At 38.2% G+C, this 18963-nt stretch carries 20 protein-coding genes; 5 read left to right on the top strand and 15 right to left on the bottom strand.

Translation table 11 applies throughout. From position 1 onward, the window contains the following. Positions 1 to 200 precede the first annotated feature (200 nt). The 4 genes from Aru01_RS10345 to Aru01_RS10330 form a co-directional block, all read right to left on the bottom strand. Entirely contained in the window at positions 201 to 2324 is a 2124-nt protein-coding gene (locus Aru01_RS10345; protein ID WP_016655406.1) for a peptidase domain-containing ABC transporter, read from the bottom strand. A 3-nt stretch (positions 2325 to 2327) separates the two neighbouring features. Beyond that, positions 2328 to 3593, bottom strand: a complete 1266-nt coding sequence (locus tag Aru01_RS10340) for an HlyD family secretion protein (protein WP_016655407.1) — start codon at positions 3591 to 3593, stop codon at positions 2328 to 2330. 59 nt (positions 3594 to 3652) lie between these two features. Then, positions 3653 to 3877: a hypothetical protein gene (locus Aru01_RS10335; RefSeq protein WP_016655408.1), complete on the bottom strand. Its 225-nt coding sequence runs from the start codon at positions 3875 to 3877 to the stop codon at positions 3653 to 3655. Between the two features lie 707 nt (positions 3878 to 4584). Next, positions 4585 to 5478, bottom strand: coding sequence for a LysR family transcriptional regulator ArgP (locus Aru01_RS10330; protein WP_016655409.1), 894 nt, complete (start codon positions 5476 to 5478; stop codon positions 4585 to 4587). 119 nt (positions 5479 to 5597) lie between these two features. Here Aru01_RS10330 and Aru01_RS10325 point away from each other — a divergent pair, with 119 nt between their 5' ends. Next, complete coding sequence (locus Aru01_RS10325; protein WP_016655410.1) at positions 5598 to 6206, top strand: LysE/ArgO family amino acid transporter; 609 nt, start codon at positions 5598 to 5600, stop codon at positions 6204 to 6206. Positions 6207 to 6237: 31 nt separating this feature from the next. Here the strand turns inward: Aru01_RS10325 and Aru01_RS10320 are convergent, their stop codons facing one another. From Aru01_RS10320 to dapD, 5 genes are all read right to left on the bottom strand, one after another. Beyond that, positions 6238 to 6705, bottom strand: a complete 468-nt coding sequence (locus Aru01_RS10320) for a peroxiredoxin (protein WP_016655411.1) — start codon at positions 6703 to 6705, stop codon at positions 6238 to 6240. Between the two features lie 109 nt (positions 6706 to 6814). Further along, positions 6815 to 7219, bottom strand: a complete 405-nt coding sequence (locus Aru01_RS10315; RefSeq protein ID WP_016655412.1) for a hypothetical protein — start codon at positions 7217 to 7219, stop codon at positions 6815 to 6817. A gap of 14 nt (positions 7220 to 7233) precedes the next feature. Further along, positions 7234 to 7905: a 7-cyano-7-deazaguanine synthase QueC gene (gene queC, locus Aru01_RS10310; RefSeq protein WP_016655413.1), complete on the bottom strand. Its 672-nt coding sequence runs from the start codon at positions 7903 to 7905 to the stop codon at positions 7234 to 7236. A 41-nt stretch (positions 7906 to 7946) separates the two neighbouring features. Then, a complete protein-coding gene (queE, locus tag Aru01_RS10305) occupies positions 7947 to 8657 on the bottom strand; it encodes a 7-carboxy-7-deazaguanine synthase QueE (protein WP_040331128.1) in 711 nt (236 codons plus the stop codon). Between the two features lie 76 nt (positions 8658 to 8733). Beyond that, the gene (gene dapD, locus Aru01_RS10300) at positions 8734 to 9555 is read right to left on the bottom strand and encodes a 2,3,4,5-tetrahydropyridine-2,6-dicarboxylate N-succinyltransferase (RefSeq protein ID WP_016655415.1); all 822 of its coding nucleotides are present in this window, start codon (positions 9553 to 9555) and stop codon (positions 8734 to 8736) included. A 315-nt stretch (positions 9556 to 9870) separates the two neighbouring features. Between dapD and carO the strand changes: the two genes are divergently transcribed. Continuing rightward, positions 9871 to 10614, top strand: a complete 744-nt coding sequence (carO, locus tag Aru01_RS10295; RefSeq protein ID WP_016655416.1) for an ornithine uptake porin CarO — start codon at positions 9871 to 9873, stop codon at positions 10612 to 10614. Between the two features lie 92 nt (positions 10615 to 10706). Here carO and Aru01_RS10290 read toward each other — a convergent pair whose 3' ends face one another. The 6 genes from Aru01_RS10290 to Aru01_RS10265 form a co-directional block, all read right to left on the bottom strand. Continuing rightward, positions 10707 to 11636, bottom strand: coding sequence for a CysB family HTH-type transcriptional regulator (locus Aru01_RS10290; protein ID WP_016655417.1), 930 nt, complete (start codon positions 11634 to 11636; stop codon positions 10707 to 10709). A gap of 49 nt (positions 11637 to 11685) precedes the next feature. Further along, positions 11686 to 12750, bottom strand: a complete 1065-nt coding sequence (locus Aru01_RS10285; RefSeq protein ID WP_016655418.1) for a sulfate/molybdate ABC transporter ATP-binding protein — start codon at positions 12748 to 12750, stop codon at positions 11686 to 11688. Between the two features lie 15 nt (positions 12751 to 12765). Next, a complete protein-coding gene (cysW, locus tag Aru01_RS10280; RefSeq protein ID WP_016655419.1) occupies positions 12766 to 13656 on the bottom strand; it encodes a sulfate ABC transporter permease subunit CysW in 891 nt (296 codons plus the stop codon). Further along, complete coding sequence (gene cysT, locus Aru01_RS10275) at positions 13653 to 14486, bottom strand: sulfate ABC transporter permease subunit CysT (protein WP_016655420.1); 834 nt, start codon at positions 14484 to 14486, stop codon at positions 13653 to 13655. Before cysT ends, cysW begins: the two co-directional genes overlap by 4 nt. A gap of 79 nt (positions 14487 to 14565) precedes the next feature. Further along, entirely contained in the window at positions 14566 to 15195 is a 630-nt protein-coding gene (locus Aru01_RS10270) for an RBBP9/YdeN family alpha/beta hydrolase (RefSeq protein ID WP_016655421.1), read from the bottom strand. Between the two features lie 38 nt (positions 15196 to 15233). Further along, a complete protein-coding gene (locus Aru01_RS10265) occupies positions 15234 to 16244 on the bottom strand; it encodes a sulfate ABC transporter substrate-binding protein (protein ID WP_016655422.1) in 1011 nt (336 codons plus the stop codon). 158 nt (positions 16245 to 16402) lie between these two features. Here Aru01_RS10265 and pabC point away from each other — a divergent pair, with 158 nt between their 5' ends. Genes pabC through tmk form a run of 3 tightly spaced genes read left to right on the top strand, consistent with a single transcriptional unit; the run spans position 16403 to position 18895 of the window. Continuing rightward, positions 16403 to 17227, top strand: coding sequence for an aminodeoxychorismate lyase (pabC, locus tag Aru01_RS10260; RefSeq protein ID WP_016655423.1), 825 nt, complete (start codon positions 16403 to 16405; stop codon positions 17225 to 17227). Then, a complete protein-coding gene (gene mltG, locus Aru01_RS10255; RefSeq protein ID WP_016655424.1) occupies positions 17220 to 18287 on the top strand; it encodes an endolytic transglycosylase MltG in 1068 nt (355 codons plus the stop codon). Before pabC ends, mltG begins: the two co-directional genes overlap by 8 nt. Further along, a complete protein-coding gene (gene tmk, locus Aru01_RS10250) occupies positions 18287 to 18895 on the top strand; it encodes a dTMP kinase (protein ID WP_016655425.1) in 609 nt (202 codons plus the stop codon). Before mltG ends, tmk begins: the two co-directional genes overlap by 1 nt. Positions 18896 to 18963 lie beyond the last annotated feature (68 nt).

Raw genomic sequence — 18963 nt, 5'->3', positions numbered from 1 at the left:
ATGATTCTGCGTACATGTTGGTTCACTTTAGTTTGGTCTAAACTTGTTGTGCATTGCCGTGTTTGTTTCTTGGCACTTATGAAGTGAATAGAAAGCAAATATAAACTTTTTAAGCCTGCTTGCTCATTGATTTCTCATACCTATGGATGAGCTCTAAAGAATAAATGACGTTAGAAACATAAATCACATAATGGATACAACTAAGTCCGAATGATTTTGTCGCTGACCATACGTCCTTTATTTAAAACGATAATACGGTCAGCAGATGAAATCGTCTCTGGACGATGAGCGATAATGATTCGGGTTATTTTTATTAACTTAATCATATCATTAATCTCTTTTTCTTTAATGATATCTAAATGGCTTGTTGCTTCATCTAAAAATAGAATTTTAGGTTTTTTATATAATGCTCTTGCCAACAAGATTCTTTGTTTTTGGCCTCCAGACAAAATATTTCCCATATCACCCACCAGTGTTTGATATCCCATAGGCATTGCTATAATTTCATCATGTATCGAGGCCATTTTGGAACATTCTTCTACCCATTTTTGTTCAGCTTGATGATCAAAAAAACTGATATTATCTTGAATTGAACCTACGAATAAAACATCATCTTGAGCAACATAAGCAATAAAGTTTCTAAGCCGATTCATACCAAGATTTTTTATATTTTGCCCACCAATATTAACTTCGCCCTGATCTGGTACTAAGTTACCCATAAGTAAATTCATCAATGTGGTTTTACCACAACCACTGGGGCCAACGATGGCTACAGATTGTCCCTCAGGGATACTAAAGTTAATATGATCAATAATCCAAGGTTCATCTTCTGAATATCTATAGCTTAAGGATTTAACCTCAATTTCCGTTTTTTGATGTTCTGATGAATCTTCACTAAGCGAGTAATTATGAGTTTCTTCTTGATTGCTCAGGACGATATCTGCCAAACGTTCTCCATGCAGGCTGAGCATTCTTACTTCGACATATTTATCAATAAGTGAACTAACTCGACTACCGAATTGATTTTTATAAGCAATAAATGCCATTAATATACCAACAGTAAATTCACCTTCAATGACCAACGATGCTCCGAGCCATATGATAATAATGTTCTGTAAGCCAAATAGAAGTTTATTGAGGAACTCAAACATCATGTTGAGTTTTTGAGTTGTTAATCCTGCATTAATTTGATTTACAAGTAATGTTAACCATACTGCTTGACGATAATCCTGCTTTTCAAATTGTTTGATGGTTTTAATGCCACGCATTGTTTCCATGAAATATGTATTTTGTTTTGCAGCATGAACAATTTGATCTTCTGTCGCTCGTTTTAAAGGGGAATACCAGATCCAACGTATAACAGCATAAAGTAACATGCTTATTAAAGCGATCCATGCTAACTTAATGCTATATACAAACATTAAAGCTAAAGTAAAGACAGTCATTAAGCCATCAAGGATCGCTGTAATAAATGATGTTGTTAAGGTCTTTTGAATAGCATCAACAGAGCCAAATCTGGAAATGATATCGCCAAGATGGCGTTTTTGAAAAAAAAAGGTCGGTAAGCTAAGCAGATGATGAAACACATTTGCTTTCCATTGTACGTTCAGTGTGGTTGCCATATACATGACAATCCACGATTGTAATAAGCTAATGAGGCTACTCAAGATTACTAATAAACCAAAACCAATGGCCAAAGTGGTTAATAAGTTTAAATCAGCAGAAACAATAGCGTGGTCAATTACCCACTGCATAAAAAAAGGGCTAACTAAAGAAAATACTTCTAGAACCAAAGCAATAATCAGGATTTGCCCTAAGGAACTCCAAAGCCCTCTGACTTCACCAAGTAATCGAAAAAGTTGAATACGAGTTTTTTCTTTTTTAACTTCAAAATTAGAGTCTGGCCATACTTCTAAGGCAATACCTGTAAAATGTGATGATGCCTGATCAAAGGTAAATACTTTCTCTCCATAGGCGGGATCAATAATTGTGATCTTGTTAAAAAATACACTTTTTAAAACCACAAAATGATTTAAGTCCCAATGTAAAATACAGGGTAACCTTAGTCTATCTAATTCATTCAGCTCTAACTTTAATGGGCGGGTGCTAAGATGCAGTTTATTGGCTATTTTAATTAAGGCTGAGAGTATCGCTCCTTTTTGAGAGATAGGATATTTTTTCCTTAAAGTTAATAAATCTGAATCATAACCATAATAGCTGGCAATCATTGCAAGGCATGCTAAACCACATTCTGATGATTCTGTTTGTAACATTACAGGTATGTTTCGACCAAAACCCAACGATAAACGTTTAAGATAAGGCATAGCTTATAGTTTTCCTGTTATGCTAAATAAGGGTTCTAATACCCATTCATATAATTTTCGTTTTTCATGCATAATATCGCCTTCAAGAGTCATACCTACTTGTAAAGGCATATCTTTACCGTATGCTTTCATTATTTGTTTTTCAGGTTTTACTCTAACTAAATAAACAGGTTCATTATTAAATTGTTCTTGTGGTGAAATAACGCCTATCGTTTGTAAGTTTTGACTTGCCAGCGCCGTTTTAGCTACGGATAAAACCCGTGCTTTTGCATTACCAAATTTTTGGTAAGGATATGCTTGATAACGTAATAGAACTTGATCGCCTTCTTTAATAAATCCAATTGCTCGACTAGGCACATAAAGCTGTGCGATTAAAGGTACATTTTCTGGAAGAATCGTTAATAAAGGCTTAGATGAGTCAACAAACTGACCAACTTCTGCATTAATCGTGCTGATAACACCAGATGAGCTTGCTTGAATAGCAATGTGCTCTCTAGATTGCATTTCGATTAATTCCTGAGTGTTTTTGGATAACAATCGCTCTAGCTGTTCGATTTCATTATTTTGTTTATCTCCCAATCCAGATAAGTTGATTTTCTGTTCTGCCAATTGTTTTTCTAGTAATATTTTTTCACGTTGTAATGATTCATACTGAGATAATTGAGCTAAATGTTCTATTTTTTTTGATTCAAACTCCTCACGTGAAATTGCATTTTCATTGAGTATATTGCTATATCTTTGCTGGTTTTTTTGAGCTAAGTGAATACGTTCTTGTTGGTTAATCATTAAATTTTTTACTTTAGCTAGCGTTTCATTTAATGAGCTAATTTGATTAAGAATAGTCTTCTTTTGATCTAGATGAATATAGTGCATTCGGGTGATTTCATTTCTTATGGATTGTTCTTTCACTTTGGTTTGTAATACTAAAGCCGCAGCTATACTACCTTGTTCACCATAATTTTCTGTTGATATATTAAATAGGGTTTCTCCCTTTTTTACAGTTTTTCCTTCATAGACATTGTTAGTTAAAATAGTTCCCGATTGTATTGTATAAACTTGTATGAGACCTGTTTGCGGAATTAATTGGCCACGAACAGTACTTCGTTTGGTGTAACTTCCCCATATTGTAAAAGCAATAATAATCAGCGCAATACATAAGGCAAATAGGGTTAAAAGAGTGAAGCTAAATGGGCGAGTTAAAATAATATTTCCTGTCCATTTATACTGCTTAGAATCAAGAGCTTCTTTTCTAAATAAATTTGAGCTCATTTATTAAAAACCTTATAAAGAACCCCATAAGCCTTATAACTTATGGGGTTCAGTTTTTTTTAGAATAATCCACCAATTGTTTCTATGCCTTTGTTAATACTAAATTCAAAGCCTTTTTCAACTGCATTAGCAACTCCAGTTAATCCAGCGCCAAACCCTAATGAATCTGTCGCATTAAAAGAAAATTCTGGATGAAGCTCTAGGGTTATACCGCCTAAATCGATAACACTAGCACCTGCAGCACCTGATACTTTTTCAACTTCATTAATTGATAATTCGTACATTATTTATTTTTCCTGAGGTTGTTTTTTGCACAACCAATACTATTTTTTTTATAAATAAAATTCAACTCGTTTATTCAATAAAAATGTTTCAATAAATATAAATAAATATCGGGTTTAAATGAATATTCTTATCGGTTTTAAATAAACTTTAATTAAAATATAAAAGGTTATGTTTTTTCATTTTTTAATTCATATAATTACTGGATTAATCACATTATTTATATAGTGGTTTAATGAATTGTTTAAGCTTTAAGTGTCTGTAATATAAGTTTAAGTTTAAATTAGTTGTATGCGATATTAAGTTGAAATTTATACATTATTTTTAATGCTGAAAATGTATAAAATATTATTGGCTTTTTCTTTACTTATAGTTATATGTCAAAATTATGCAGAGAATATATTTTATATTTATATCTGTTTAAAGGGGAGGGTGTCTAAAATACCCACCAATCTGTATCCGCTGATTGGGTTTTAATTATCAGCTATAGAATAATCCTCTTTTAAAAAATCGGAGTAAGCTTTGATTTAATGATCATTCAGCACTGAATAATCACGTCAATCTTTCGACTAGATTTGCTTAAGAAACACAATACTACGTTCAATCTAAACTCAATTAGGATTGGTACTCAACTCATAGTGAAGCAGCTATTTCTTTATGTGTTATAAAAAAATTATCTATTTCTATATTGATGCTCTGTTGTGATGGGTTAAATGGCCAATGCTTTGGCAGCGTTAGGCACTAGCTGTTGCATTAATCGTTTAAGGGGGAGGCTCTGCTGATTCCAATGATGCCAATACAGTGGAACATCCATTGCGAATTCAGCAGAGAGTTCAACTAAGCCACCTTGTAGCAAATCATCTTGCATTTGAATAGATGGTACCAAACCATATCCGAGTCCTGCTTTGATCCAGTCTAAGAACGCATTGGATGACGGTATAAAGTGGTGTGGGTATTGTTTTAACTGGAGGCCGTAATGCTGAAAAAGCAATTCTTGATGCATAAGATCATCATGATTAAAAATTACAGCTGGGGCACTTAAAAAACTATTGCGATTGAGTTCATATTTAAAATATTTTTCAATGAAATTGGGGCTCGCAACTAAAAGATAACGCATTTTACCCAGCAATAACACTTGGCAACCAGCCATAGCTTTAGCAGAGGTTGAGATACAGGCATTTACAAGACCTGTTTCAAGGAGATGGTGTGTCTGTGTCTGATCTGCAAGGCGTAACTCAAGTACAATCCGTTCGTGTACAAGGCAATCTTGAACACTCGATAGCAACCAAGTTGCTAAGCTATCGGCATTAGTGCCAATACGAATTTTATAAAAATCTTGTGAATGGGTTTGGTGATTAAGGTCTTGTAGAAAACCTTGTTGTAATAATCGGCTATGTTGCAGGTGTTGTAAGAGCATTTGACCCGTTTGAGTCGTTCGGCAAGGGCGTTCGCGGATCACGAGTGCATGACCCAGATGTTTTTCGAGGGCTTGGACTCTAAGACTGACTGCGGCAGCAGTAATATTTAGTACTTGAGCAGCAGCTTCAAAACTTCCAGATTCTATTACAGCTAAAAATGCTTCGCTTTGTTTACTTTGCAGCATATCCTTTTCTTTAATATTAAGAAAATTTTAGTTTATCTTATATTTTCTTAATTTTATTTAATTTTTTTTACTTTTAATGATAATAGCCATTTCGTGAATAAACTCTGTGTTGCTTTGTCATGTTCTGGATTTTTTTAAAAGGTTTTTCAGTCAGTCTAGGTCTGATCGTTGCCATTGGTGCTCAAAATGCATTTGTGCTAAAGCAGGGGGTGAAACGTCAACACGTATTTTGGCTTTGTCTGGTTTGTGCTTTATCAGATTCAATTCTAATTGCTTTAGGTATTTATGGTTTTGCTACGATCATTACTTTATATCCCCAAGCACTTCGTTTTGCACAGTATTTTGGTGCTGCATTTTTATTGTGGTATGCATTCATACATTTACGTCAGGCATTGCAAACTCAGAAAATTCAACCTCTAGAGTTACAATCTACCCCAGCATTGACCCAGTCGATTCTGATCTGTTTGGGACTTACTTGGTTAAATCCGCATGTTTATCTAGATACAGTTGTGTTAATTGGTTCTATTTCAGCACAGTTTAGTCAAGGGAAATTATATTTCGCCTTGGGGGCAATGACAGCCTCATGGTTATTCTTTTTTAGTTTGGGCTACGCAGCGCGCTTAATGGCACCGTGGTTTCAAAGTGCAAAGGCTTGGCGGATTCTAGATGTGCTGATTGCGATAATTATGACGCTGATTGCAATTTCTTTACTACGTATACAGTTTTAAAAGATCAACAATCAGCGTGGGGCTTTAAGTGTTATCCATTACTTTGTAATGCTTTGAGATCTGCCAAAATTTGCTCTGCATGACCTGCTGCTTTGACTTTACGATAGCTTTTTACTAGCGTTGAGTGATGGAAGATGAAGCTTGAACGTTCAACTCCCATGACTTGTTTACCATACATATTTTTTTCTTTAATGACATCAAACAGATTGCAAAGATCTTGCTCTTTATCACTGATGAGATTAATCGTGAGTGATTGCTTTGCTGTAAAGTTCTGATGTGCTTTGACAGAATCACGAGAAACACCAATAACAGTACAATCAAGTGCATTGAATTGGTCTTTTAGGCTTGAAAAATCAGTTGCTTGGGTCGTGCAACCCGGAGTTGAATCTTTAGGATAAAAATAAATAATCAGCCAAGGTGTGGTGACTTGAGTTAAGTTGATTTCACCTGTGGTTGTTGGAAACACTTGATCTGGTAGTTGAATATTTTCTAATGACATTGTTTTGATCACCTTAAAATGAGCCACCTAAAAAAATGAGCCACAGGATTGTGGCTCATACTTCACTTAAACAACATGTTAAATAATATACATGAAGTTGTCAGTTGTATTATTTTGCTTGTGCAGCTTTCATTGCAGCTTCAGTTAGCGTTTGCAATTTAGTCGTTAACTGAGGACCGAAACAAGTTTTAAGCGCTTGGTTCTGTTGTTGAACAAAAGCTAAAGTAGATGGACTTTTCTTTTGGTTGATCGTACTTTGAATTTGCCATTTTTGTGCATTTGTCAATTTACCATCAGATTCAATCGCACAGCCACAGTATTTTGCAACTTCAGCAGCAGTCAATTTACCGCCTTTGCTGGTTTCTGTTTTACATACATTGATTAATGCAGATTTTACATCGGTGCTTTTATAGGCTTGTTGTAAATCAGCTTCCGCAGCAAAGGCAGTTGAAGCAACTCCTGCAGATACGGCAAATAAAGCTGAAGTTAGTACGCGAGTTGTTAAAATATTCATATAAATCTACCTAATTATTGGGGGATATAGCGTGTGGGATCCGTTACCCCTGCATCGATGAAACCCTGTTTTCTTAAACGGCAGCTATCACATTGTCCGCAAGCACGTCCTTGATTATCTGCCTGATAACAAGATACTGTCTGAGCGTAGTCTACGCCATGTTCTAGACCTAGGCCAATGATTGCTGCTTTGGATAAATGTAACAAAGGTGTTTCAATTTTCAAAGGTTTTCCTTCAACACCTGCTTTGGTTGCCAGTGCTGCCAGTTGTGCAAATGCCTCAATAAACTCAGGACGGCAATCCGGATAGCCTGAGTAATCTACCGCATTAATCCCAATGACAATGGCATCTGCTTGATACACTTCGGCTGCTGCAAGGGCATAGGAGAGGAAAATAGTATTGCGTGCAGGCACATAGGTAACAGGAATACCTTCTTGTTCTTGAACAGGAACATCAATTGAGTGATCAGTGAGTGCAGAACCCCCTAGCTGACCTAAATCGATGTTGATTACACGATGTTCAACACCTGCTGCTTTGGTAAGCGCTTTAGCTGCATCAAGTTCAGTATTTGAACGTTGACCATACATAAAGCTGATCGCAATACATTCATAGCGTGCCTGTGCCCAAGCTAAACAAGTAGTTGAGTCTAAGCCGCCAGATAACAAAACAATGGCACGAGGGCGCATGAGTATTCTCCACATGTTGCAAAAGTATAGAACGTTAAAGCTTAACGCCCCGTTTCATCATTCCAAAGTAATTTATGTAATTGTAATTGGAAACGAACGGGTAAATGGTCATCTAAAATCCACTGAGCCAAATCACGAGCAAGTTCAGGTAAGCGGATCGCACCTTTTTCAATGGCAAAGGCAGGTGAAAACCAGATGGTGCTTACTTTGTCTTGTAATTTGTATTGTTCAAGCTGTGTTTTAGCCCAAAGGTAATCTTCTCTGTTACAAATCACAAACTTAATTTGATCATGTTGGGTCAAATGCTCAAAATTACTGAGTAAGTTACGTTGCTGTTCACCTGAAGTCGGTGTTTTTAAATCAAGCACTTTAGAAACACGTTGATCAACCTTAGCCACATCTAAAGCACCACTGGTTTCCAAGGACACTTCACAGCCAAGATCAGCAAGACGAGTCATTAATGGGTGTACGTTAGGCTGCGCTAGAGGTTCACCACCGGTCACACAAATATACGGTGTTTTAAATGCCATCGTTGTTGAGATAATTTCATCGAGTGAACGACGCTCACCACCTTCAAATGAATATGTGGTATCGCAATATGTACAACGTAGTGGACATCCTGTTAAACGGATAAATACCGTTGGAAGTCCAGCTGCATTGGCTTCACCTTGCAAAGAGTAAAAAATCTCAGTAATGCGTAATCCCGCAGATGGATCGGAAACGGGGATTGCGGTTGAACGAAGCGTTTGCATAACACCTTTGACCATAGAGTAGAAAATAAAAAATCTCTACGATCTGCGACGATCGTAGAGACTTGTGAACAGAAGATTAGTCTTCGCGAAGTAGATCGTTCAAACTTGTTTTAGCACGAGTTTGTGCATCTACTTTTTTCACAATGATTGCTGCATATAAGCTGTATTTACCATCTTTAGACGGTAGGCTACCAGGTACTACAACAGAACCTGCAGGTACACGACCATAATGGATTTCGCCAGTTTCACGATCATAGATACGTGTTGATTGGCCAATGTATACGCCCATTGAAATTACAGCGCCTTCTTCAACGATAACGCCTTCAACGATTTCAGAACGAGCGCCGATAAAGCAGTTGTCTTCAATGATTGTCGGGTTTGCTTGTAAAGGCTCAAGTACACCACCAATACCAACACCACCTGATAAATGTACATTTTTACCGATTTGTGCACATGAACCAACAGTTGCCCAAGTGTCAACCATTGTACCTTCATCTACATAAGCGCCAATGTTGACATAAGATGGCATGAGTACAACATTTTTCGCTTGGAAGCTGCCTTTACGAGCAACAGCAGGTGGTACTACACGAACGCCAGCAGCTTTAAATTGTTCTTCAGTCCAGCCTGCAAATTTAGTGTCTACTTTATCATAGAAACCAAGCTGGCCAGCTTCGATTGGTTGGTTATCATTAAGTTTGAAAGAAAGCAAAACCGCTTTTTTCAACCATTGATGAACAACCCATTCACCATTAATTTTTTCGGCAACACGTAAGCTACCATTATCAAGACCATCGATTGCTTGTTCTACCGCTTGACGAATTTCAGCAGGGCAGTCCGTTGCTGAAAAATTTGCACGATTTTCAAAAGCTTGTTCAATGATTGTTGAAAGCTGCGACATAATCTTCCTTCCCAATAAAATTTCAAGGATTTTACACTATATTGTAGCATTGGGCGCTAAAATTTAGCCTACTCTAATGAAGTAATAAGGAAAAATCAGTATGGATTTAAAAACTAGAAAGTGTATAGTGAAGGTATCTTAAAAAATTGAGTGATATAAAACATAGATTTAAATTTAAATGTATCAAAAAATAACAAAAAAAATCAATTTTTTTATTAAATAGTAATTATTAGTCGTATATTATTTAGCAAGTTAAGAAAAACGCAATTACTACAAGATCAATCAATTAACCAAAGTTTCTTAAAGGAAATGTATATGAAGATTGTGAAATACACAGCAGCTGTTGCAGCATTAACCGTTTCAAGTTTAACCATGGCTGATTCAGGTGTGATTCAAAGCGGCAGCACTTTTGACAAGAATCAATTAATTCCATCTGGAGTACGTGCAGAAGTGGGTACTACGGGTTATGGTGGTGCAATACTCTGGAGTATCAATCCATATGTAGGTCTAGCTCTAGGTTACAATGGTGGTGATATCTCTTGGTCTGATGACTTAAAAGTCAATGGCTCTAAGTACGATATGGACATGGACAATAAAACAGCTTATTTAAATGCTGAAATTCGTCCATGGGGTGCGAGTGATAATACATTCGCAAACAGCTTCTATGTTGCGGCAGGTATTGGCTATATCGACAATGATTATGATCTAGACCGACGTGTAGGCTCAAGCCGTAACTTTAGCGTGAATGGTAAAGACTTCCAATCAACGGCTGATGGTGCTCACATTGCAGGTTCGATGAAATATGACAATGATATCGCGCCATATGTTGGCTTAGGTATCGCACCTAAATTTAATAAAAATTGGGGTGTTTTTGGTGAAGTTGGTGCTTATTATACTGGTAACCCAAAAGCTAGCCTACGTGTTGTTTCAGGTGGTGCTACTTCTAACGCTGGTTATAATCTTGAAGAGGAACTTGCTCACGAAGAACGTAAGATCCAAGACAAGAGCCGTTATGAGTGGATGCCTGTAGGTAAAGTTGGTGTTAACTTCTATTGGTAATCTAAAGTTGACAGTTGAAATATGGCTGTCATAAAAAAACGAGCTTCGGCTCGTTTTTTTATTATTAATAATAATTAAAAAATATAAGCTACTTATTCGTCAGGATAAGCCATTTTTTTCAATGATTGAATGTCTGCTTGAGGAATACATTGTGAGATAAACTCATAGCCATAACCTCGCAACAAATGCCCTTTACGTACAGCGATCCAAGTGGTATTGAGCCCAAAAAGTTCAGTTGGAATTTGCTTTAAGCGATGATCTCGTTCAAGGTCATAAGCAACATCATTGACAATGCCTATGCCCATACCCAGTTCAACATAAGTTTTGATGACATCCGCATCTAACGCAGCCATGACAATATTGGCTTGAAGATTGGCTTGCTCAAAAGATAAATCTATTTTTGAACGACCAGTAAAACCACCGTGATAGGTAATAATTGGATATTCAGCCAATTTCTCCAGAGTAATTTGTTCAGGCTCAAGCTGAGCAAGCGGATGGTCTTGCGGCAAAATAATAGAGTGTTTCCAATTATAAAATGGAATGCTGGCTAAATTATCTTCATTGGTCAGTGATTCAGTTGCAATACCAATATCGACTTCACCTAAGAGCAGTAATTCAGTGATTTCAACTGGACTCGCTTGTTGTAGAACCAAATGAACCTTAGGGAACAATTGCTTAAATGCATTGACAATCGGAGGCAACACATAACGTGCTTGAGTATGGGTTGTTGCAATTGTTAATGTGCCTTCATCGACTTTATTGAAGTTGTCTGCAAGACGTTTAATGTTGTCTGCATCGATGAGCATGCGTTCCACGATGCTGAGTAGGGCTTGACCAGGCTCAGTTAGGCCCAATAAACGTTTGCCTTTACGTACAAAAAGTTGTACGCCTAATTCGTCTTCAAGGTCTTTGATATGCTTACTCACGCCTGATTGAGAGGTGTAGAGTGCCGCTGACGCTTCAGTTAGGTTAAAGTTCTGTCTAACTGTTTCTCGGATGATTCTAAGTTGTTGAAAATTCATTGTAGTAATACCTTAAATATGATCAATCCATGAAGCTGTTTGAGATCTGCTAAGCATGATCATGTGCAAATAAATGGAGGTTAACAGGACGGACCCAAACAGATTGATTTGGTCTAAATTGATGCAATTTAGCCTCTTCAGCACTGAGTTCGATTTCAATTAATCGACCATTTTGATCCTGTAGTTCAGCCATAATTTTTCCAGCAATCCAAACTTCACGGGTAAATGTAGCCTGTAATGTATTTTCAACAGGTTGTGAGAAAATCTGTAGTTCATCTGGTCGAGCAAAGGCGATGACTTTACCCGTTGGCCCATGTTGTAAATTTGGCAAATGCAAACGGTCGTCATTGACTTGGATAATACCATTGTCATGGTGTTGTGCATCGAATCGGTTCGCCTGACCTAAAAAGTCAAAAACAAAGGGAGTTTTGGGCTGTTCATAAACTTCACGTGGTGAACCAATTTGCTCAACATTACCTTTATTCATAATAATAATTTGATCAGCAACCTCAAGTGCTTCTTCTTGATCGTGTGTCACAAAAATCGAGGTGATATGTAACTCATCATGTAGAGTACGTAGCCAGCGACGTAATTCTTTACGTACTTTAGCATCAAGTGCACCAAAAGGTTCATCAAGAAGTAAAACACGTGGTTCTACAGCCAAAGCGCGGGCTAGGGCAATACGTTGACGTTGGCCTCCAGACAATTGAGCAGGATAGCGATCAGCTAAGAAACCCAGTTGTACCAATTCGAGTAAACGATCAACACGCTTTTTAATCTCAGCCTCAGATGGGCGTGTTGCACGAGGACGAACACGTAGACCAAATGCAATATTGTCAAAAACAGTCATATGACGAAATAGTGCATAGTGTTGAAATACGAAACCAACTTGACGTTCACGCACATGAACATTAGTGGCATCTTGCCCCTCTAAAATGACTTGTCCCTGATCGGCAGCTTCTAGACCTGCGATAATACGTAGCAGGGTAGTCTTACCACAGCCAGAAGGTCCGAGTAGTGCAACCAATTGGCCTTCTGGAAAATCTAAAGAAATATTATTCAGCGCGTGGAATGCACCAAAACTTTTGTCGATGTTTTTAACTTGAATACTCATGATGACATTCCTGTTTTATACGCTTGAATCTTGTTGATGTTGAACTTGTTTTTCTTGACGAATTTCGACCCATGTTTTGATGATGAGGGTGATAATTGCCAAGAAGGCCAGTAAGGACGACACTGCAAATGCGGCGCTGAAAGTATATTCGTTATATAGAATTTCAACGTGTAAAGGTAGAGTGTTAGTTTCACCGCGAATATGCCCTGAAACTACAGATACAGCACCAAACTCACCCATTGCGCGCGCATTACACAAAATCACACCATAGATCAGACCCCATTTAATATTGGGGAGAGTGACTTTCCAAAAGGTTTGCCAACCAGAAGCACCAAGAACAATAGCAGCTTCCTCTTCTTCTGTACCTTGTGCTTCCATAAGTGGAATTAACTCACGTGCAACAAAAGGAACAGTAATAAAAATTGTGGCAATTACAATTGCAGGTGTGGCATATAAAATTTTGATATCGTGATCAAGTAACCATTCACCCATCCAACCTTGCGTACCGAAAATCAGCACCAACATCAGGCCTGCGATAACAGGGGATACGGAGAAAGGCATATCAATAATCGTGGTTAAAATAGATTTACCACGGAAGTCAAACTTAGCAACAGCCCAAGCCGCAGCGACACCAAACACAACGTTCAGAGGTACTGCAATTGCCGCTGTAATTAAAGTTAGTTTTACAGCAGATAATGTATCAGGATGAACCAAAGCTTGGAAATAAACCCCCAACCCTTGTTTAAATGCTTCAACAAAGACCAAAATCAAAGGCAGGATTAAGCAACTAAGGAAAAATATTGCAGCGATGCTGATCAGTGTCCAACGCACCCATGTTGGTTCACGGGTTGCATCACGAGATTGCAACTTTTCTGCCAGAGCATTACTAGAGGCATTGAAACTCATCGTGCTGTTCTCCCTGTACGGCGACTTGCCCAAGCTTGTAAGATATTAATCAAGAACAAAATAGCGAAAGAAATGACGAGCATCATCACAGCAATGGTTGTTGCGCCTGCAAAATCATATTCTTCTAAACGAGAAATAATCATGAGCGGTGCAATCTCTGTTTTGAAAGGCTGGTTACCTGCAATAAAGATTACGGAACCATATTCACCTACTCCACGAGCAAAGGCCAAGGCAAAACCTGTCAATAGAGCAGGCAACAAAATGGGTAATATGATCTTAGTCACGATCTGTAGTCTGCTAGCACCTAAAGCTGAAGCGGCTTCTTCAAGTTCAGTTTCCAAATCACTAAGTACCGGTTGTACGGTACGCACTACAAAAGGAATCCCGATAAAAATCAAGGCTAGGGTAATACCAATAGGACTATATGCGACTTGAATTCCAAGTGGCTCTAAATATTGGCCGATCCAGCCAGTTGGGGCATACAGCGCAGTGAGGGCAATACCTGCAACTGCTGTTGGCAGTGCAAATGGTAAATCGATCAAGGCATCAACAACTCGCTTACCTGGAAAGTTATAGCGTACTAAGCACCAAGCTAAAAGCAAACCAAAGACCACATTGATCAGTGCTGCAATTAATGCCGCGCCAAAACTGAGCTGTAGTGAGTTTAAAATACGTTTAGAGGTAATAATATCCCACAAACCGGACCAACCAATGCCCATCGATTTAATAAAAACCGCAGCTAGGGGAATCAGTACAATAAAAGACAGATAAGCTAGGGTAAAGCCTAGTGAAAGACCAAAACCTGGCAGCACTCGGGAACGCTGCGACATGACGACACCTCAAAATGAGAAATGCTTATTGAATCCAATAAGCCTTTAAAAATTACTTAGTTAAAACGAATCTAGTGCACTAGATTGAAAATTTCAGTCGATGTATCCAATCCTCTGCATGAACTGCAAGCCCATGTTGTTTGGCCAAAAGTAGATGGTCAAAAATTTCAGGAAAATAACCAAAACCTGAAGCAACATTGATATGCCCAACTTGTCCTAGGTTACGGCTAGGAACTTGCCAAACTTGACTCAGTTGTTGCGCGATATCAAAAGACAACCATGGATCATTTTCACTCATAATCATTTCAGTAGGTACTTTAGGCTGCAACTGCAAAAAGTAATCACGGTAGTTGTCTTCAGTTTCTGTTGCTTGTGATGCTGAGTCTATCGGTTGGGCAAAGCCTGTAGCACAAAAACGTGCTGGGTTTGCTGGTGCAACCAAGATTAATTTTTTAACTTTATTACAAAGCTCTGGATACTGATCCAGTGTAGCGAGACTGGTTAGACAACCAAAACTGTGTGCAACAATTTGAACATTGTCTGGTGCTTGTAAAAGCGCTTCTGCCATATTGGCAACCCACATAGAGAGCACAGGATGATCCCAATCTTGTTGTACACGTGAAGTGGACTTCAATTGACGTTCAAGCCAAGACTGCCAGTGGTCGATATTACTGCCACCTACACCTGGAACAATAAGCGTATGAATCATGTCGATGCCTCTATATTGCGTTGATCACAACAGGTTGCTTAATTCTTAATGGTATTTTGTTTGATAATTTGGTCGAAAATACCATTATTATCAAAGTGAAGTTTTTGCACTTTTGCCCAGCCGCCAAACTCTTGGTCAATCGTTACAAGTTTCAATGGTTTAAATACTTGTGCGTATTTTTGTAGGACTGCGGCATTGCGTGGGCGATAAAAGTTTTTCGCTGCAATTTCCTGACCCAGTGGAGAGTAGAGGAAATTTAAGTAGCCTTGTGCGACATAACGATTACCATGTTTTTCAGCATTTTTTTCAACAATTGCTACAGGTGGTTCAGCTAAAATCGAGAGTGAAGGGGTAACGATTTTAAACTTACCAGGCTGTTCACGTACAGCTAAGTATGCTTCGTTTTCCCACGCCAACAGTACATCACCTATACCACGCTCCGCAAAAGTCGTTGTTGCACCTCGAGCACCTGAATCAAGTACTTTGGTTTGTTTATAAATCTGAGCAACAAAGTTTTGTGCTTTAGCATCACTACCATAGGTATGTTTAGCCCATGCCCATGCAGCCAAGTAGTTCCAGCGCGCACCACCTGAAGTTTTCGGGTTTGGAGTGATGATTGCAACACCTGGTTTTACTAGGTCACCCCAGTCCTTAATATTTTTAGGGTTATCTTTACGGACTAAAAATACGATGGTTGACGTATACGGGGTAGAGTTGTGTGGAAATTTTTGTTGCCAGTCTTTAGGCAGTAGATTGGTTTTTTCAGCCAATGCATCAATATCAGCGGCCAATGCCAAGGTGACCACATCTGCTTGTAAGCCATCAATAACAGCACGAGCTTGTTTACTTGAACCGCCATGGGATTGTTTAAAGTTAATCACCTGACCTGTCCTTTTTTTCCAATACGCTGCATATTCTTTATTAATGTCTTCATAAAATTCACGTGTTGGATCATATGAAACATTCAGAAAATCTTTAGCCCAGAGTTGGCCACTTGCTGCTGTGACGAGTACAGCAATAAGTCCAAGTTTTAATTTTGAAAAACTCATATAATTGTTCCTATTTTTGCTGAGCTAAATAACGATGAATGCAGGATAGCTTGTGATGTTATTCGTAAAAAATAATAAAAAACGAATTTAATATTACGAAAAGAGATATTGTTTTAAATTTTTTGTTTTTGAAATTATGGATATAGAGGTTTTGGACAATGCAGGTGTGTTTTAAAAATGCTGTTCAGGTGGAATCAGTGGATTTGCTTGATCGTGCTTTTCATTATGGTGATGGTTGTTTTAGTACCGTTGCTGTGATCAATGATACTGTTTTACTCGCTCAGCGCCATATGGATCGGCTAAAGAGTGCTGCGGAGCGTTTAAGTTTACAGTTAGATTTTGACTTGATTGAACAAAGTCTAAAGCAATTACGTCAAAGTTCTGGCGTGTTAAACGGCAGTTTAAAAATGCTCATCAGTCGTGGTGCAGGACAACGTGGCTATAGTTTTCCCGATCATCAAGCTGATTTTTATTTGTTTTATTATCCAAGCTCACGACGTGATTTCTCACTTGAATATATAGACAGTGGTGTATTACAAGCACAAATGGGTCTGAGAACTCAGCAATTGGTCGGTGTGAAAAGTTTAAATTGCTTAGAACAGGTCTTATTTAAGCATGAAGCAGATCAAAAGCAGTGGTCTGAAGCTTTAGTGACAGATTTAAAGCAGCACGTTGTTGAAGGAGTGAGCAGTAATTGTTTTCTTTATATCAATGATGTTTGGGTCTGCCCTTTATTGAGCGATAATGGCGTGCATGGTGTAATGCGTGCGGAAATATTGCAGAGAATGCAGCAACATCAGTTACACTACCAATTACGTCATGTCGAAGTTGCAGAAATTGAACAGATACAAAGTCTATTCTTCTGTAATGCTTTGACCCCAATGAAAATCGTGCAAAAATTTCAGCAACGTGATTTAACGGTTCAACCCTGTGTTGAACTATTTCATACTTTGCAACTTAACCAGTTAGATAGCTATGCCTAAAACAAAGTCCAAATCCCAAACTCAGAAAAAAAATGGTTTTTTTGCCCAAAATCGGGTGGTTAAGTTATTCGTTATTTTCCTCGTCATCGTTAGTCTTTGTCTGACATTTGTATTGCAACAGAGTTTATTTAAAGATTATCCAGTTCAAGGCAAAAAACAGAAACTATCAATTAATACTGGGGAAACCTATAGTCGTTTTATCGATCAGTTGGCTGCTGATCACAAAGTGAAATTTCCTACTGTACTTAAGATTTATCGCAAATTTTTTATTCAAGATACACTTAAAGCCGGCATCTATGAAGTTAAAGCAGGAATGAGTGTCCGTCAGGTTCTCGATATGATTGCCAATGCTGAAAATGCGCAGATGAATCGTATTTTAGTGATTGAAGGGACTACCGCAAAACAACTTCTTTTAGCATTACATAAAGATCCTTTGGTCGATAAAAAGTTAGGTCAGCAGCCTGCTGAGATTATTAAGGCACTCAATATTCCTTATAATCATTTGGAAGGATTATTTGCACCAGACACTTATTTTTTTGATAAGGGTATGACAGATCAGCAAATTTTAACTGATCTCTACCAACGTCAGATGAAGATTCTAGATGCTGCATGGGAAAAACGTGACGCAAATTTACCTTATAAAAATAAATATGAAGCTCTGATTATGGCATCGATCATTGAGAAAGAGACCAGTGTCGAGAAGGAGTTACGTCAGGTCTCAGGGGTATTCGTACGTCGTTTAAAATTAGGCATGCGCCTGCAAACAGATCCTACAGTGATCTATGGCATGGGGGATGCGTATAAAGGCAACATTACCCGTCAAGCCTTACGCACACCTACAGCTTATAATACATATACTATCAATGGCTTACCGCCAACCCCAATTGCTTTGCCAAGTAAAAAGGCGATTGAAGCTGCAATGCATCCAGATAATTCTGATGCAGTTTACTTTGTTGCAACAGGCAATGGCGGGCATAAATTTAGTCGTAGTTTGGAAGAGCACAATCGTGCAGTTCAAGCATATCGTGCTGTTATTGCAGAAAAAAATAAGGAGTCCTAATGTTTATCAGTTTTGAAGGTACCGAGGGCGTGGGTAAATCAACATTGATTGCCAAGCTCAATGAATATCTCATCGGACAGAACAAAACTGTGCTTTTGACCCGTGAACCAGGGGGAACAGCAGTAGCAGAGCAGATTCGTCACTTATTGCTTAGTACTGAACATAGTGAAGCGATTTGTCATGATACTGAGTTATTACTCATGTATGCAGGACGTGCACAGCACTTAGAAAATAAAGTATTACCTGCATTGGCTGCCGGTCAAATTGTGTTGTGTGACCGTTTTACCGATGCAAGTTTTGCATATCAGTGTGCTGGTCGAGGTTTGAGTCATGAAAAACTAGCACTCTTAAATCAAAACTTTGTTCCACGCATGCCTGAATTGACCTTTTGGCTCGATGCACCTATTGAAACAGGTATGGCACGCGCACGTGCTCGTGGCGCTTTGGATCGTTTTGAGCAAGAAAAAACAGAATTTTTTAGCCGAGTACGTGCTGGATATGCCCAGTTACATCAGCAACATTCAGAGCGTATTAAACGTTTAGATGCAACTCAGTCCGCGGATGATGTGTTTGCACAAGCTTTGGCATATCTGCAAGCAGCACTCTAAATTTTCAGCAGTGTTGATCAGTTAAAATATAACATCTGAAAATACACTGCTTTAACACTTTCTTTTTG

The sequence above is a fragment of the Acinetobacter rudis genome (genome assembly GCF_000829675.1).
GTDB lineage: Bacteria > Pseudomonadota > Gammaproteobacteria > Pseudomonadales > Moraxellaceae > Acinetobacter > Acinetobacter rudis.
Note: the sequence above shows the minus strand (reverse complement) of the source record. Positions and strands in the feature narration are given on the sequence as shown.

What these genes read in the sequence shown, in the direction of transcription:
- Aru01_RS10345 (WP_016655406.1), bottom strand. Translation starts at nt 2,324, where the DNA reads ATGCCTTATCTTAAACGTTTATCGTTGGGTTTTGGTCGAAACATACCT.
- Aru01_RS10340 (WP_016655407.1), bottom strand. Translation starts at nt 3,593, where the DNA reads ATGAGCTCAAATTTATTTAGAAAAGAAGCTCTTGATTCTAAGCAGTAT.
- Aru01_RS10335 (WP_016655408.1), bottom strand. Translation starts at nt 3,877, where the DNA reads ATGTACGAATTATCAATTAATGAAGTTGAAAAAGTATCAGGTGCTGCA.
- Aru01_RS10330 (WP_016655409.1), bottom strand. Translation starts at nt 5,478, where the DNA reads ATGCTGCAAAGTAAACAAAGCGAAGCATTTTTAGCTGTAATAGAATCT.
- Aru01_RS10325 (WP_016655410.1), top strand. Translation starts at nt 5,598, where the DNA reads ATGTTCTGGATTTTTTTAAAAGGTTTTTCAGTCAGTCTAGGTCTGATC.
- Aru01_RS10320 (WP_016655411.1), bottom strand. Translation starts at nt 6,705, where the DNA reads ATGTCATTAGAAAATATTCAACTACCAGATCAAGTGTTTCCAACAACC.
- Aru01_RS10315 (WP_016655412.1), bottom strand. Translation starts at nt 7,219, where the DNA reads ATGAATATTTTAACAACTCGCGTACTAACTTCAGCTTTATTTGCCGTA.
- queC (WP_016655413.1), bottom strand. Translation starts at nt 7,905, where the DNA reads ATGCGCCCTCGTGCCATTGTTTTGTTATCTGGCGGCTTAGACTCAACT.
- queE (WP_040331128.1), bottom strand. Translation starts at nt 8,657, where the DNA reads ATGCAAACGCTTCGTTCAACCGCAATCCCCGTTTCCGATCCATCTGCG.
- dapD (WP_016655415.1), bottom strand. Translation starts at nt 9,555, where the DNA reads ATGTCGCAGCTTTCAACAATCATTGAACAAGCTTTTGAAAATCGTGCA.
- carO (WP_016655416.1), top strand. Translation starts at nt 9,871, where the DNA reads ATGAAGATTGTGAAATACACAGCAGCTGTTGCAGCATTAACCGTTTCA.
- Aru01_RS10290 (WP_016655417.1), bottom strand. Translation starts at nt 11,636, where the DNA reads ATGAATTTTCAACAACTTAGAATCATCCGAGAAACAGTTAGACAGAAC.
- Aru01_RS10285 (WP_016655418.1), bottom strand. Translation starts at nt 12,750, where the DNA reads ATGAGTATTCAAGTTAAAAACATCGACAAAAGTTTTGGTGCATTCCAC.
- cysW (WP_016655419.1), bottom strand. Translation starts at nt 13,656, where the DNA reads ATGAGTTTCAATGCCTCTAGTAATGCTCTGGCAGAAAAGTTGCAATCT.
- cysT (WP_016655420.1), bottom strand. Translation starts at nt 14,486, where the DNA reads ATGTCGCAGCGTTCCCGAGTGCTGCCAGGTTTTGGTCTTTCACTAGGC.
- Aru01_RS10270 (WP_016655421.1), bottom strand. Translation starts at nt 15,195, where the DNA reads ATGATTCATACGCTTATTGTTCCAGGTGTAGGTGGCAGTAATATCGAC.
- Aru01_RS10265 (WP_016655422.1), bottom strand. Translation starts at nt 16,244, where the DNA reads ATGAGTTTTTCAAAATTAAAACTTGGACTTATTGCTGTACTCGTCACA.
- pabC (WP_016655423.1), top strand. Translation starts at nt 16,403, where the DNA reads ATGCAGGTGTGTTTTAAAAATGCTGTTCAGGTGGAATCAGTGGATTTG.
- mltG (WP_016655424.1), top strand. Translation starts at nt 17,220, where the DNA reads ATGCCTAAAACAAAGTCCAAATCCCAAACTCAGAAAAAAAATGGTTTT.
- tmk (WP_016655425.1), top strand. Translation starts at nt 18,287, where the DNA reads ATGTTTATCAGTTTTGAAGGTACCGAGGGCGTGGGTAAATCAACATTG.